At 74.8% G+C, this 14,457-nt stretch carries 13 protein-coding genes; 7 read left to right on the top strand and 6 right to left on the bottom strand.

Annotated features, from left to right (window positions below; translation table 11 throughout):
• Nucleotides 1-31: 31 nt before the first annotated feature.
• Nucleotides 32-214 carry a hypothetical protein gene (locus tag AB0H57_RS02390; RefSeq protein ID WP_357501824.1) on the top strand — a complete coding sequence of 61 codons (183 nt, stop codon included), beginning with the start codon at nucleotides 32-34 and terminating at the stop codon, nucleotides 212-214.
• A 25-nt stretch (nucleotides 215-239) separates the two neighbouring features.
• Here AB0H57_RS02390 and AB0H57_RS02395 read toward each other — a convergent pair whose 3' ends face one another.
• Nucleotides 240-983, bottom strand: a complete 744-nt coding sequence (locus AB0H57_RS02395; protein WP_357501826.1) for a metallophosphoesterase family protein — start codon at nucleotides 981-983, stop codon at nucleotides 240-242.
• A gap of 115 nt (nucleotides 984-1,098) precedes the next feature.
• Nucleotides 1,099-1,776: a Crp/Fnr family transcriptional regulator gene (locus AB0H57_RS02400; protein ID WP_007073398.1), complete on the bottom strand. Its 678-nt coding sequence runs from the start codon at nucleotides 1,774-1,776 to the stop codon at nucleotides 1,099-1,101.
• A gap of 218 nt (nucleotides 1,777-1,994) precedes the next feature.
• On the opposite strand from AB0H57_RS02400, the gene AB0H57_RS02405 reads away from it, so the two are divergent.
• From AB0H57_RS02405 to AB0H57_RS02430, 6 genes are all read left to right on the top strand, one after another.
• Nucleotides 1,995-2,657, top strand: a complete 663-nt coding sequence (locus AB0H57_RS02405; protein WP_357501828.1) for an adenosylcobinamide amidohydrolase — start codon at nucleotides 1,995-1,997, stop codon at nucleotides 2,655-2,657.
• Nucleotides 2,658-2,713: 56 nt separating this feature from the next.
• On the top strand, nucleotides 2,714-3,889 hold the full coding sequence (locus AB0H57_RS02410; RefSeq protein ID WP_357501830.1) for a CapA family protein: 1,176 nt from the start codon (nucleotides 2,714-2,716) through the stop codon (nucleotides 3,887-3,889).
• Between the two features lie 61 nt (nucleotides 3,890-3,950).
• On the top strand, nucleotides 3,951-4,727 hold the full coding sequence (gene nth, locus AB0H57_RS02415; RefSeq protein ID WP_357501832.1) for an endonuclease III: 777 nt from the start codon (nucleotides 3,951-3,953) through the stop codon (nucleotides 4,725-4,727).
• Nucleotides 4,724-5,386, top strand: coding sequence for a redoxin domain-containing protein (locus AB0H57_RS02420; RefSeq protein WP_357501834.1), 663 nt, complete (start codon nucleotides 4,724-4,726; stop codon nucleotides 5,384-5,386). The genes nth and AB0H57_RS02420 overlap by 4 nt, the downstream gene beginning before the upstream one ends.
• A complete protein-coding gene (locus AB0H57_RS02425) occupies nucleotides 5,383-6,081 on the top strand; it encodes a CoA pyrophosphatase (RefSeq protein ID WP_357501836.1) in 699 nt (232 codons plus the stop codon). The genes AB0H57_RS02420 and AB0H57_RS02425 overlap by 4 nt, the downstream gene beginning before the upstream one ends.
• Before the next feature lie 58 nt (nucleotides 6,082-6,139).
• A complete protein-coding gene (locus tag AB0H57_RS02430) occupies nucleotides 6,140-7,318 on the top strand; it encodes a MarP family serine protease (protein WP_357501838.1) in 1,179 nt (392 codons plus the stop codon).
• Between the two features lie 37 nt (nucleotides 7,319-7,355).
• Here AB0H57_RS02430 and AB0H57_RS02435 read toward each other — a convergent pair whose 3' ends face one another.
• The 4 genes from AB0H57_RS02435 to eccCa form a co-directional block, all read right to left on the bottom strand.
• A complete protein-coding gene (locus AB0H57_RS02435) occupies nucleotides 7,356-8,078 on the bottom strand; it encodes a phosphatase PAP2 family protein (protein WP_357501840.1) in 723 nt (240 codons plus the stop codon).
• Between the two features lie 30 nt (nucleotides 8,079-8,108).
• Entirely contained in the window at nucleotides 8,109-8,915 is an 807-nt protein-coding gene (locus tag AB0H57_RS02440) for a phosphatase PAP2 family protein (RefSeq protein WP_357501842.1), read from the bottom strand.
• A gap of 91 nt (nucleotides 8,916-9,006) precedes the next feature.
• Nucleotides 9,007-10,386: a type VII secretion-associated serine protease mycosin gene (gene mycP, locus AB0H57_RS02445; RefSeq protein ID WP_357501844.1), complete on the bottom strand. Its 1,380-nt coding sequence runs from the start codon at nucleotides 10,384-10,386 to the stop codon at nucleotides 9,007-9,009.
• A gap of 76 nt (nucleotides 10,387-10,462) precedes the next feature.
• Nucleotides 10,463-14,404, bottom strand: a complete 3,942-nt coding sequence (gene eccCa, locus AB0H57_RS02450; protein ID WP_357501846.1) for a type VII secretion protein EccCa — start codon at nucleotides 14,402-14,404, stop codon at nucleotides 10,463-10,465.
• Nucleotides 14,405-14,457: the final 53 nt, after the last annotated feature.

Raw genomic sequence — 14,457 nt, forward strand, 5'->3', positions numbered from 1 at the left:
ACCGCGCAGGTAATCGACGGGGCTGTGGTCGGTGACGGAGGCTGGGCGCGGCGAGCGAACCGGAACCGATGGGGGAACACATGAACACTTCGCGCCGGAGCGGAGGTCGTACCGGGCCCACTTCGCGCTGCACCTGACCGTGACCGAGGGCCTGGTCACCCGCCACCACGTCTACGAGGACAGCCTCTCGGTCGCCCGAGCCTGGACGGAGTGACGGCGTGGCGGGCTCGCCGGTGGTCTCAGCGGCCGTCGCGCGGGCCGAAGGCGGCCAGCGCGTCGAGGTCGCTGTGCCGGGAGCGGAGGTACTCGTCGGCCCACGCGGCGGCACCCGGGAAGCGCGACTCCGCCGCCACCCGGGCGCAGGCGGCGTCCACGTCGAACACGGTCCGGCGCAGCTGCACCCCCGGGCCGAGCAGTGCCCACCACGCCCCGGCCCCGCCGTACGGCATGCCGACGCTGCCCGGGTTGATCACCAGGCGGCGGTCGACGAGCCGGGTGTACGGCATGTGGGTGTGCCCGCAGACGACGGTGCCGACCTCGGGCGGGAGCCCGGTGAAGACCTCCGCCCAGCGGGCCGGCCGGGAGTCGACGAGGACCATCTCCTCGTCGTCGCGGGGTGTGGCGTGGCAGAAGAGCACCGCGCCGAGCCCGGCCACGGGAAGCGTGACGGTCGGCGGCAGCCCGGCCAGCCGGGCCACCTGGTCGTCCCGGAGCTGGGCCGCCGCCCAGTCGGAGACGTCATACGACGCCGGCCGGCCGGCCCGGGCCTGGACCAGCTCCCGCTCGCCGTTGCCACCCACCCAGCGGGCCCGGTCGCCGAGCGAGGCGAGCAGGTCCAGCACCTCGACCGGCTGCGGACCGTCGGCGATGTCCCCGGTGAGCACGATCAGGTCGGCGGCGGCCACGTCCGGCTCGGCCAGCACGGCCTCCAGCGCCGGCAGCGCACCGTGGATGTCGGAGAGGACGGCGACGCGTTCGAACATCGCCACAGCCTGCGCGGCCGGTGGCGGCCAGGTCCAGCGATTCTGCGCCGGGCAGAGACGGCGCCGGCCCGGACCGCGCGGGGCGGGGCGGGCCGGGTGGCTCGTACGAAAGGGGTCAGACGCGGGCGCGGCGGGCGAGGCGCTCCGGGTCGAGGATGATGATGCTCTTGCCGTCCAGGCGCAGCCAGCCGCGCGACGCGAAGTCGGCGAGGGCCTTGTTGACGGTCTCCCGGGAGGCGCCGACCAGCTGGGCGATCTCCTCCTGGGTCAGGTCGTGGGTCACCCGCAGCACGCCGCCGTCCCGGGTGCCGAACCGGCCGGCCATCTGGAGCAGGTTCTTGGCGACCCGGCCGGGCACGTCGGTGAAGATCAGGTCGGCCAGCGAGTCGTTGGTCCGGCGCAGCCGGCGGGCCAGCACCCGGAGCAGCTGCTCGGCGATCTCCGGCCGGTTGTTGAGCCAGGGGCGCAGCGCCTGCTTGCGCAGCCGGACCAGCCGGGTGTCGGTCACCGCGGTCGCGGTTGCCGTCCGCGGGCCGGGGTCGAAGAGCGACAGCTCGCCGACCATGTCCGACGGCCCCATCACGGCGATCAGGTTCTGCCGGCCGTCCGCTGCCCGGCGACCGACCTTGATCTTGCCGGACAGGAGGATGTACAGACTGTCGCCGGGCTCGCCCTCGTTGAAGACGACCTCGCCCTTGCGGACCTCGATCGTCTCCATCTCCTTGGCGAGCGCCTCGGCAGCCTCCGGGTCGACGCCCTGGAAGATCCCGCTGCGGGCCAGTACCTCGTCCATCGCGCACCTCCGCCTGCGCGTGCCGTCCGTCGGCCCGGGTCCGCCGTCCGCTGATCCCTCGCGCGCCGCCAAGTCTAGGCGCACGTGAGCTGGAATCAGAGGCGCACCCCTGGAAACTTGATCGTTGGGCGTAACCTCGTCGACTTGAACCAGCAGTACGATCGACACCCGATCGGGTGACCCGGCCCCGCCGCGGCCGGCGGCCGTAAGGTCTCCCCGTGCTCGACGACCCCGTGCTGACCACCCGTGCCGAGGACGGCCGGGACGTCCCCCTGCTCGTCTGGCGGGCCGCCCGTCCGCTGCTGACGGTCAGCAGCGCACCGCTGGGCGGTGGCCTCGGCCTGCGGCGCTGGGTGGTCAACGCGACCGTGCCCATGTCGTACGCCCGGGACGATCCGGCCGACCACCTGGCCGAGTTGGCCGGCGGGCTCGGCCTGGACGGACCCGGGGTGGGCCTGCTGACCGGGGTGGACGTCGCCGAGGTGGTGGCCCGCGCCGACGGCGGCGTCCGGATCTGGGCGACCGTGGGGCTGGGCACCCCGGTCCCGGCCGCCGCGCCCACGCCGGCGGCGCCCGGGCAGCGGGTCGGCACGGTCAACATCATCGGGTACGTCCCGGCGCGGCTCGGCGAGGCGGCGCTGGTGAACGCAGTGGCCACGGTGACCGAGGCGAAGGTCCAGGCGATCGCCGACCTCGGCCTGCCCGGCACCGGCACCCCGACCGACGCGGTCACCGTCTGCTGCCCCGCCGACGGGCCGGCCGCCCCGTACGGCGGGCCCCGCTCGGCCTGGGGCGCCCGGCTGGCCCGGGCCGTGCACGCGGCCGTGCGCGACGGCGGTGCCGGCACCGTGGTGCCCTGGTCGGACCGGGTGGCGCGGTGAACTTCCGGCCGTTCGGTCGTCGTCACCGCCCGGCCGGCCCGGTAGGGTCGCGGGCGATGTCCGCACCCGCCCGCCTCCGCTCCCGCCCGCGCCGCCGGCTGACCTCCGCGCTGGCCGTGCTCGTCGTCGCGTTGCTCGCCGCCGGCTGCGGCGACGACCCGACGCCCGAATCGGTCTGGCAGTCCGGCCCCGGGGCCACCCGGCCGGCCGGCTCCGCCGCGCCGACGAAGTCCCCCGCCGAGCCGGCCGCCCAGGAACCCGAAAAGGCGATCTCCCTCGCCGCGACCGGCGACATCATCATGGGCAACGCGCCCTCCCGGCTGCCGGCCAACGGCGGGAAGGGCTTCTTCGACGACATCGCGAAGGCCCTCAAGGCCGACCTGGTGATGGGCAACCTGGAGGAACCGCTCACCGAGGACACCGGCACCGGCAAGTGCGGGGCCAACACCACCAGCTGCTTCCAGTTCCGGGCGCCCCCCAGCTACGCCGCGCACCTGCGCGACGCCGGCTTCCAACTGCTCAACCAGGCCAACAACCACGGGTACGACTACGGGGAACGCGGCTACGCGAACACCCAGCGCGCGCTGGAGGAGCACGGGCTCGAACACACCGGCGCACCCGACCAGATCACCGTGGTGGATGTGCAGGGGGTCAAGGTCGCGGTGGCCGGCTTCTCGTCGTACGTCTGGTCGAACAGCCTGGTCGACATCGACGCCGCGCGGCAGGTGATCAAGAAGGCCGCCGGCATGGCCGACCTGGTCGTGGTGCAGGTGCACATGGGCGCGGAGGGGTCGGACAAGACCCGGGTCAAGCCGGGCACCGAGATGTTCCTCGGCGAGAACCGGGGCGACCCGGTGCGGTTCTCGCACGCCATGATCGACGCCGGCGCCGACCTGGTCGTCGGGCACGGGCCGCACGTGCTGCGCGGGATGGAGTTCTACCGGGGCCGGCTGATCGCGTACAGCCTCGGCAACTTCGCCGGCGGCGGGAAGTCGCTCAGCAGCACCGGCCGGCTGGGCTGGGGCGGGGTGCTCAAGGTGTCGCTGCGGCCGGACGGCAGCTTCGCCGGCGGCTCCTTCGCCTCCACCCGGATGAACTCCACCGGCAGACCGGTGATGGACGACGCCGAGCAGGGGCTCGGGCTGGTCAAGGAGCTCAGCGGGAAGGACTTCCCGGGCACCGGCGCCCGGTTCACCTCGGCCGGGAAGATCAGCCCGCCGGCGGCCGGCTGACCGCGCCGCACGGGCGTGGGGCCCGGGCTGGTGGTCGTACCGGCGACGTAGGCTGGCCGGCGTGACCATCAGCTCCGAGACGGCCCTCGGCCGTACCCGCCGCGCCCGGCGGATCGGCCGGGCACTGACCGAGGCGCACCCCGACGCGCACTGCGAGCTCGACCACTCCAGCCCGCTGGAGCTGGCCGTCGCGACCATCCTCTCCGCCCAGTGCACCGACAAGAAGGTCAACGAGGTCACCCCCAAGCTTTTCGTCCGCTACCCGAGCGCCGCCGACTACGCCGGGGCGGACCGGACCGAGCTGGAGGAGCTGATCCGGCCGACCGGCTTCTACCGGAACAAGACCGACTCACTGATCAAGCTCGGTCAGGCCCTCGTCGAGCGGTACGACGGGCAGGTGCCCGGCAAGCTCGCCGACCTGGTCACGCTGCCCGGCATCGGCCGCAAGACCGCCAACGTCATCCTCGGCAACGCGTTCGGGGTCCCCGGCATCACCGTCGACACCCACTTCCAGCGGCTCGTCGGGCGCTGGGGACTGACCACGCAGACCGACCCCGTCAAGATCGAGCACGAGATCGGCGCGCTCTTTCCCAAGCGGGAGTGGACCATGCTCTCGCACCGGATCATCTTCCACGGCCGCCGGGTCTGCCACGCCCGCAAGCCCGCCTGCGGTGCCTGCACGCTGGCCAGGCTCTGCCCGTCGTACGGCACCGGCCCGACCGAGCCGGCGCTGGCCGCGAAGCTGCTTAAGGGCCCCCGGGCCCGGGACCTGGCGGCCGCCGCCGGCGTCGACCCGGCCCTGGTGCCGCAGCAGGCGGTCGTGGCGGAGGTGCCGTGAACCGCCGGCTCGTCGCCCTGCTCGTCCCGGTGCTGCTGGCCGGCTGCACCGCAACCGAGCCGGATCAGCCGGCCGGGCCGTCCGCCCGGGCCGAGCGGCCCTCACCGTTCGCCGACTGCGCCGCGCTGACCGCCCCGCTGGGCGGGGCGTCGTCCGCCTCGGTCGGCCCCGCCGAACCGACCGGCCCCGCCGAACCGACCGGGACCGCGCGCCCGGCGGCCGGGGCCGGGGTGGGTGAGCCGCTGCCCGACCTGAGCTTCCCCTGTTTCACCGGCGGCGCGCCGACCGCGCTGCGGGAGGTGACCGGGCCCGCCGTGATCAACGTCTGGGCCTCCTGGTGCCCGCCCTGCCGGGCCGAGCTGCCCGCCTTCCAGCGGCTCAGCGAACGCACCGCCGGCCGGCTGCACGTGCTCGGCGTGAACAGCCGGGACCGTCGGGCGGGCGCCCAGTCCATCGGCGAGGACTTCGGCGTGCGGTTCCCGATGCTGGTCGACCAGGGCGACGCGGTGCAGCGGGAGCTGCGGCGCAACGCCATACCGCTGACCGTGTTCGTCGGCGCCGACGGCCGGGTCCGGCACGTCGACGCCTCCGGCGCGCTCGACGACACCCGCCTCGCCGAGTTGGTGGCGCGCCACCTCGGGGTACGGGTGGCCGCGTGACCCGTACCCCACCAGCCTGGACCGAGCCGCTGCTGCACCGGCTCGGCACCGCCCGCGCCGAGGACTTCACCCAGCTGACCACGCCCGAGCAGGGCGGCCGGGAGAGCGCGGTGCTGGTGCTGCTCGGCGAGCAGCCGGCGGCCGGCCCGGACCTGCTGGTCCTCCAGCGCGCCGCCACCCTGCGCAACCACGCCGGCCAGCCGGCCTTCCCCGGTGGTGCGGCCGATCCGGCGGACACCGACGCCCCGGCCACCGCGCTGCGCGAGGCGAACGAGGAGGTCGACCTCGACCCGTCCAGTGTCACCGTCCTGGCCGAGCTGCCCAGGCTCTGGATCCCGGTCAGCGACTTCGTGGTCACCCCGGTGCTCGCCTGGTGGCACGCGCCGCACCCGGTGCACCCCCGGGAGCCGGCCGAGGTGGCGCACGTCGCCCGGCTGCCGATCGCCGAACTGGTCGACCCGGAGAACCGGCTGCGGGTCCGGCATCCCAGCGGCTGGATCGGTCCCGCCTTCTCGGCGCGCGGGATGCTGGTCTGGGGCTTCACGGCCGGGGTGATCGCCACCCTGCTCGAGATGGGCGGCTGGGCCCGCCCGTGGCCCCGGGACCGGGTGATCGACCTGCCGCCGGTCGGGGCCGCCCCGGCGCCGTCGGCCGGCACCGACGAGGTCGACGAGATGGCCGGCCCGTTGACCTGACGGTCACGTTCGGCAAGCGGTGGGCGCGGCCCGGGCGGGCTGCCCGTACCCTTGATCCGTGTCCGCCGTGGATCTCGTCCTGCTGCTGCTCATGCTCGTGTTCGCGATCAGCGGATACCGGCAGGGCTTCGTCATCGGAGCGCTGTCGTTCTCGGGTTTCTTCCTCGGGGCCCTGCTCGGCCTCCAGATCGGCCCGCTGATCGCCCGGCAGTTCGCGGACACCGGCACCCGGGTGCTGGTCTCCCTGGTGGCCGTCTTCGGCCTGGCCGTGATCGGCCAGGCGTTGGCCGGCTGGCTCGGTTCCAACCTGCGCGCCGCGATCACCGGCTCCACCGGCAAGACCATCGACGACATCGGTGGGGCGTTCGTCTCGCTCTTCGCGGTCATGATCGTGGCGTGGCTGGTGGCGGTGCCGCTCGGCTCGTCGTCGGTGCCCTGGCTGGCCGCCTCGGTCAAGAACAGCGCACTGCTCAACGTGGTCGACCGGGTGCTGCCCGACCAGGTGCAGCAGCTCTCCACCGCGCTGCGCGACACCGTCGACACCAACGGCTTCCCGGAGGTCTTCAAGGGCCTCGGCCGCACCCAGGCCCGGCAGGTCTCCCCGCCGGACCCGACGCTGGCCGGTTCGGAGGTGGTGGCGAACAGCCAGCGCGCGGTGGTCAAGGTGCTCGGCTCCGCGCCCAGTTGCTCACGCCGGATCGAGGGGTCCGGTTTCGTGTACGCCGACGACCGGGTGATGACCAACGCGCACGTGGTGGCGGGCACCCGATCGGTCGCGGTGGAGCTGCGCGGCGAGCGGTACGACGGCGAGGTGGTCGTCTACGACCCGAACCGTGACCTGGCCGTACTGCGCGTGCCGGGGCTGCCCGGGCCGTCGCTGCGGTTCGCCGCCGGCCAGGCCGGCGTCGGGGCGGACGCCATCGTGCTCGGGTTTCCGCTCGACGGCCCGTACGACGCCCGGCCGGCCCGGATCCGGGACGTGGACCGGATCACCGGCCCGGACATCTACGCCTCGGGGGACGTCACGAGGGAGATCTACACCATCCGGGCGCTGGTGCGCAGCGGCAACTCCGGCGGCCCGCTGGTCGCCTCCAACGGGCTGGTGCTCGGGGTGATCTTCGCGGCGGCCGCGGACGACCCGAACACCGGCTTCGCGGTGACCGCCGCCGAGGCCCGCCCGGTGGCGCTGGCCGGCGCGGAGCGTACCCGGGCGGTGGCGACCGGCGACTGCACCTGACCGGCGGGATCCGGGCGAGGGCGCCTGACCGGCGGGATCAGCCGGTGGTGGCGGGGGCCTCGGCCACGTCGCCGTCCGGCCGCCGGATCGTGGGCAGCCGCTCCCGGCCCCACCGCACGCTCCGGTCGAGCACCGCGCGGGCCATGATCGCCACGCAGGTGCCCCCGTTGAGGAACGAGGCGACCACATCGCTGGGGTGATGCATGCCGCGGTACATCCGGGTCAGCGCCACCCCGATCGGCACCAGCAGCAGCGACCAGCAGGCCACCTTTAGCGCGGTGCTTTTCGCCCGCAGCGCCAGCAGCAGCGCGATGCCGACGTAGAGGGCGACCGCGGCCGAGGTGTGCCCGGACGGGAAGCTGGAGGTCGGCGGGGACACGTCCATGTGCGCGACGGCCGGCCGCTTCCGGTCGATGGCGATGGTGGTCAGCAGGAACACCAGCGCCTGGGCGCTGACCGCGGCACACAGGAAGAGCGGCTCCCGCCAGCGGTGCAACACCAGCCGCAGCACCAGCGCCACCAGCACGGTGACCACCACGATCAGCTGGGTGCTGGCCAGCGTGCTGAACACCAGCGACACGTCGTTCCAGCCGCCGGTCCGGTCGCCGGCCAGCTCCCGGTTCACCGCGTCCTCGACGGTGAACGGCCAGCTCCGGGCGAGGACCTTGGCGACCAGCAGCCCCAGCCCCACCATCGTGGACAGCAGCAGGGCCATCGGCAGCAGCACGCGCCGGGCGACGTGGACCGCGACATCGGACATGAGCCGCCCTTTACCCCGTGGGGTGGGCAACTACGCCACGTCCCGGTTGCCGGTGGCGTCCGGAGCGTCGGCAAGTTCCGGTTCGACGCCCTCCCGGGTGGTCCGTACCGGCCGCCGGCCGACCCGCTGCCGCCAGGTGGTGAAGGCCGACGCCGTCGCCACGATCACCGCCACCCCGAGCAGCCAGCCGCCGAGCACGTCGCTGGCCCAGTGCACCCCGAGGGCGATCCGGCTGAAGCCGGTGACCACGGCGATCAGCAGGGCCGCCGTCCAGAGCGCCAGCCTCGCCCCCCACCGGTCGCGGGTGTACGGCAGGAGGACCAGCAGCAGCACCCCGGCGAACAGGGTGGCGTTGAGCGCGTGCCCGGAGGGGAACGACCATCCGGCGGCCCGGGCCACCGGGTCGAGCAGTTCCGGGCGATGCCGGCCGACCAGGAGCTTCAGCACGGCCCCGAGCAGCGCGCCGACGGTCATCGTGGTGACCACCCAGAGGGCGAGCCGGTGGGCGCGCCGCCACAGCAGCCAGAGCACCCCGGCCAGCGCGACGAGCCGCAGCGGCGTCGGCCCGAACACCTCCGTCCACCAGCTCATCGCCCGCACCCAACCGGGGTGGGTCAGGGCGTAGCCGTGCAGGGTGTTGGTGACCGAGCGGTCCAGATCGTGCAGGGGCGGCCAGGCGGTCAGCACCAGCAGCATCAACAGGGCGAACGGCACCAGGACCAGGAACGCGGCGGTCGCGGCCAGAGTGAGGCGCAGGCCGAGCGAGTGCTGCCGGTCGAGCCGGCGGCGCCGCCACGACGGGGCCGGTGCGGTGGTGTGGGTACGGGGCGCGGACATGCCGGAGGTGCTACCCAGCCGAGCGCCGGCTAAGGCCTGCCGCGGCCCGGTGCCGGTCGGCCGGTAACGGCCGGCGGCCGGGTCGGGTCGGTCACCGGCCCCACTGGCGGAACCGACGCACGATCAGCGCGGACCCGGTGACCAGGGCGACGAAGAGGGCCAGGCCGGTCCAGAGCCGCTCCGGATCGGCGCCGTTTCCTCCGCCGCCCGCGTGGACCGTCCATTCGGCCCGCTGTCGCGGCGCGGCGAAGCCGAGCGGGTCGGACCCGGAGCCGGCGGCCCGCACGTCCTGCGCGGAGCCGGGTGCCGCGCCGAAGCCGACCACCGCTGGGGTCTCGTTGTTGTCGAGCGGGTTGCGGCCGATCCTCGGGACCTCGGTGGTCAGCGCCGCGACCGGGTCCACCAGGCCATAGCCGAACCGGTCGTCGCGACCGACCGGCCCGAGGTCCCGGGCGGTGTGCAGCAGCTGGTTGACCACGTCACCGGCGGACATCTCCGGGTAGCGCGCGCGGACCAGGGCGGCGGTGGCGGCCACCAGCGGCGCGGCGAAGCTGGTGCCCTGCACCCGCCAGTAACCGTCTGGGGGCCGCGCGCCGACCAGTTGGGTCGCGGGCGCGGCCAGCACCGTCTCCTGGCCGGTGATCGACCCGGACCAGAGGTTCTCGCTGTCCCGTTCCAGACCGGCCACGGCCAGCACGCCCGGCTCGCGAGCCGGGTACCAGACGTCGGGGGAGGTGGAGGTGGCGACGTTGCCGGTGCAGGCGACCACCACGACGTCCCGGGCGAAGGCGTAGTCGATCGCCGCGGCGAGGGCCGGACTGTTCCCGCTGCCGCCCAGGGACAGGTTGATCACCCGAGCGCCGTTGTCGACCGCCCAGCGGACCCCCTTCGCCACGATCATCGCGTCGTCGTAGCGGTTCTCCTCGTCCAGCACCCGTACCGGGAGGATCTTGGCGTCCGGGGCGAGGCCGACCACACCGCGTTCGTCGTCGCGGCGGCCGGCGATCAGCCCGGCCACGGTGGTGCCGTGGCCGACCGGGTCCGGCTCGGCGCCGCCCGGGGCGACCAGATCGATGCCGGGCAGCACCTGGCCGGCGAGGTCCGGGTGCGATCCGTCCACCCCGGAGTCGACGACGGCGACCGTGACGCCCCTGCCGGTCGAGGTGCGCCAGGCCGTCTGCGCCCGGAGCTCGTCGAGCTGCCACTGCTCGTCGCGGATCTGGTCGAGCCGGCGCGGGTTGTCCACCGGGGCGACTGCGAACGGCGCCGTGACGTCCTGCCGGGGCGCCGTCGCCGCGACCGGCGCGGCCACCCGCCACCCCTCGGGAGCGGACCGGTGCGGCGCCGCCTGCGCCGCGGTGGGCGTGCCGGCCAGCGAGACCACGGCCAGCGCGCCGAGCAGCGTCCGCGCGACGGCACGCCGGGGCGCCGTCTGGCGGCGGTGCCGAAGACTGGTCACATTCTCAGCCATTCATCGCGACGGACACATGCTGCTGGGAGAGATTACCGGGTTTCCCGCCCGGCACGGGGTAATCCCGGGACACCGGTCATCCGGGCGGCAGGTGTGCCAGTTGCACCAGCCGTACGCCGTCGCGGCGGGTGACCAGCCGACCCCGACCGGGCGGCAGCGGCCCGGGGCGGACCGAACCGACCAGCTGGCCCTCCTCGGGGCTGCCGTCCATCACCAGCCCGGCGGTGGCCAGTTCCCGCAGCCGCTGCACGATCGGCTCGTACTGGGCGCGGCCCGCGCCGCCGGCCCGGCGGGCGAGCACCAGGTGCAGGCCGACGTCCCGGGCCTGGGGGAGGTATTCCTCCAGCGCCCGCAGCGGGTTGGCCGGGCCACTGGCGACCAGGTCGTAGTCGTCGACCAGCACGAACAGCTCCGGCCCCGACCACCAGGACCGGTCCCGTAGCTGCGCCGGGGTCACCTCCGGCCCGGCGATCCGGCGCTGGAGGTAACCGGCCGCCGACTCGATCAGGTCGGTGGTGTACGCCGCCGCGCTCCCGTAGCCGATCACGTGCGGCAGCTCCTGCAACTCCATCAGGGCGCGCCGGTAGTCGACCAGGATCACCCGAGCCTGTTCCGGGGTGAACCGGGTGACGATCGAGGTGGCCAGGGCGCGCAGGAAGGAGGACTTGCCGCACTCCGCGTCGCCGAAGACGAGGAAGTGCGGCTCGGCGGCGAAGTCCAGCTCCACCGGGAGTAGGTCCGCCTCCGCGATGCCGACCGGCAGCCGGAGCCCGGCCGACGCCGACAGGTCCAACTCGGCGTAGGGCAGCACCGGCGGCAGCAGCCGCACCGGCGGTGCCACCGGCCCGGACCAGGCGGCGGCCACCGCGTCGACCAGGGCCGCCGTCTGCCTACCGAGCCCGGTCACGCGGGGCAGCGCGGTCAGGAAGTGCAGCTTCTCCGCGGTGACCCCGCGCCCCGACTCGTCCGGGACGTTCGCCGCCGCCTGCCGGTTGGCGACCTGCGAGTCCGACGGGTCGCCGAGGCGCAGCTCGACCCGGGAGCCGAACAGGTCCCGGATGGCCGGCCGGAAATCCGTCCAGCGCACCGCGCTCGCCACCACGTGCACCCCGTACGACAGGCCACGGGTGGCCAGGTCGGTGATCAGCGGCTCCAGGTCGTCGTACTCGCCGCGCAGCGTGCTCCAGCCGTCGACCACGAGGAAGACGTCGCCGTACGGGTCGGCCGCGCCCGGCGCCGCCCGCCGCCGTCGCCAGGCCGCCATCGACTCCACGCCCAGCTCGGCGAAGCGGCGTTCCCGCTCGGTGAGCACGGCCACGACCTCGCCGACCGTCCGGCGCACCGTGGTCGGGTCGCGCCGGCCAGCCACCCCGCCCACATGCGGCAGGCCGCGCAGGGTGCCCAGCCCGCCGCCGCCGAAGTCGAGGCAGTAGACCTGCGCCTCGGCCGGGGTGTGGGTGAGCGCCAGCGCGCAGACCAGCGTGCGCAGCAGGGTGGACTTTCCGCGCTGCGGCGCGCCGACCACGGCCACGTGCCCGGCGGCACCCTCCAGCGCCAGCCAGAACAGGTCCCGTCGCTGTTCGAGCGGCCGGTCCACCAGGGCCACCGGCACCTGGAGGGCGCCGTGCAGCTCAGGGTTGCCCACGGTGAGCCCGCGGACCGGGTCGGCCGCCACCGGGCCGAGCAGGTCGTCCAGGGCAGGTGCCAGGCCCAGCGGGGGCAGCCAGACCTGGTGCGCGGGTGGGCCCTGCCCGGCCAGCCGGTCGACCAGCGTGTCGAGCAGGGTCGCCCCGTCCGCCGGACCGGTGGTGAGCTCGGCCGGGCCGACCGGCTCGGGTGGCGGGACGAAATGGGTGGTGAAGGCGAGCAGTCGGGGCGTACCGGCCGGCCCGGCGCCGCCCCCGACCGGGCGGCGGACCGGCCCGGAGACGTACGCGGCCTTGAACCGGACCAGCGGGTCGGTGCCGAAACGCAGGTAGCCGTGCCCGGGTGAGCGGGGAAGCTCGTGCGCGTCCGGCACGCCGAGCACCGTGCGGGACTCCAGGGCGGAGAACGTCCGCAGGCCGATCCGGTATGACAGATGGGTGTCCAGCCCGCGCAGCCGGCCCTCCTCCAGCCGCTGCGAGGCCAGCAGCAGGTGCATGCCGAGCGACCGGCCAACCCGTCCGATCTGGACGAACAGCTCGATGAAGTCCGGCTTGGCGGCGAGCAGCTCGGAAAACTCGTCACAGATCAGCAGCAGGGACGGCAGCGGGGCGAGCGGGATCCCGGCGGCCCGGGCCCGCTCGTAGTCCCGCAGGCTGGCGTAGTTTCCGGCCCGGCGCAGCAGCTCCTGCCGGCGCAGCACCTCACCGTTGATCGCGTCGACCATCCGGTCCACCAGCGGCAGCGCGTCGGCCAGGTTGGTGATCACCGCGGCGGTGTGCGGCAGCCGGTCGAAGCTGGCGAAGGTGGCGCCGCCCTTGAAGTCGACCAGGACGAAGTTGAGCTGCTCGGAGCTGTGCGTGGCGGCCAGCCCGAGCACCAGCGCGCGCAGCAGCTCCGACTTGCCGGAGCCGGTCGCGCCGATCAGCAGCCCGTGCGGGCCCATCCCGTCCTGGGCGGACTCCTTCAGGTCCAGCTCGACGGCGCCGCCGTCGGCGCCCACCCCGATCGGCACCCGCAGCCGGTCCCGCCCGGACCGGGGGCGCCAGCCCTGCTCGGCGGTGAACCCCTCCGGGTCGCCGAGACCGAGCAGCTCCGGCAGGCCCGGCTCGGCGCCGGGCGGGCCGTCCGCGCCGCGGGCCGCGGCGGCCAGCCGCAGCGGCGCCAGCCGGCGGGCCAACGCCTCCGCCTCGACCAGGTCCAGCCGGTCGGCGACGCCCACCTCGGCGTGGCCGTCCGCGGAGTACGAGTGCAGCCGCCCGCCGCGCAACTCGAGCAGGAGCGCGTACCGGTCGAGCAGCCGGGGCGGCGGGGTGTCCAGGTCGACGACCGTGACGGCGTCGATGCCCCCGTCCCCGCTCAGCTCGGTCGCCCCGGTCAGGTCGCCGCCGTCGAGCACCACCACCACGTGCGGGCCGTCGGTGGCCGGGCCGGCCGGACTGAACCGGGACCGGCTGGCCAGCACGTCGTCGAGCAGCCGCTCCAGCTCGGCGGCGGAGCTGGTGACCAGGCGTACCGGGCCGAGGGCGTCGGTGCGGGTGGGATGGTGGGCGTGCGGCAGCCACTTCACCCACTCCCACCGGGCGCGCCGCTCCGGACCGGCGCAGACCGCGACGAGCAACTCGTCCGGGGCGTGGAAGACGGCGAGCTGGGTGAGCATCGCCCGGGCCAACCCGGGGGCGGACGCGGCGCCGTCGGGCCCGGGCCGGACGGCGCCGTCGCGGACGAAGACCCGGGCGAAGCTGCGCAGCGACAGCGCGACCGGCAGCTCCGGCACCACCGAGTATGCGTCGAGGAACCGGCGCAGCGCGCCCGCGGTCATCGGTTCCAGCTCCTCCAGCGGCCGGGTGACCGGCGGGACCAGCGGGGTGGCCAGGGTCTGCGGACCGACCCCCACCCGGACCACCGCGAAGTCGGGGTCGTCCGGGCGGCGTTCCCACACCCGGTGGCTGTGCACGGTGGACCACAGCCGACCCGGGTCGGGGTGCCGGTAGTAGAGCCCGGCGCGCTGCCGACCGGCGGTCTGCCGGACCCGGCGACGCAGCGCGGTGAGGTGTCGCAGGTATTCCCGGCGGGCGGCCATCATCTCCGACCGGCGCGGCGTGCCGGAGGCGCTGCCCCACGAGGTAACCAGCATCGCCAGCGAGGAGAGGCCGAACATCCCGCCCACCACGTACGAGTAGGCGCCGCCGCCCCGGCCGAACATCATCGCCATGGCCACCGTCCCGCCCAGCATGGGCAGCACCATCAGCGCCTGCTGCCACCGCCCGCCGGCCACCGAGGGGATCTCCGGCGGCGCCTCGACGGGCAGCTCGCCGGCCGGGATCTCCGGCGCCGGCCGACGGGGCGGCCGCTTGATGACGACGGTGGACACCCGACCTCCTGGGTAGCTCTCGGTAACCCGAGCCTGGCTCATGGTAGGTAAAG

The sequence above is a fragment of the Micromonospora sp. NPDC050686 genome, assembly GCF_040654475.1.
GTDB lineage: Bacteria > Actinomycetota > Actinomycetes > Mycobacteriales > Micromonosporaceae > Micromonospora.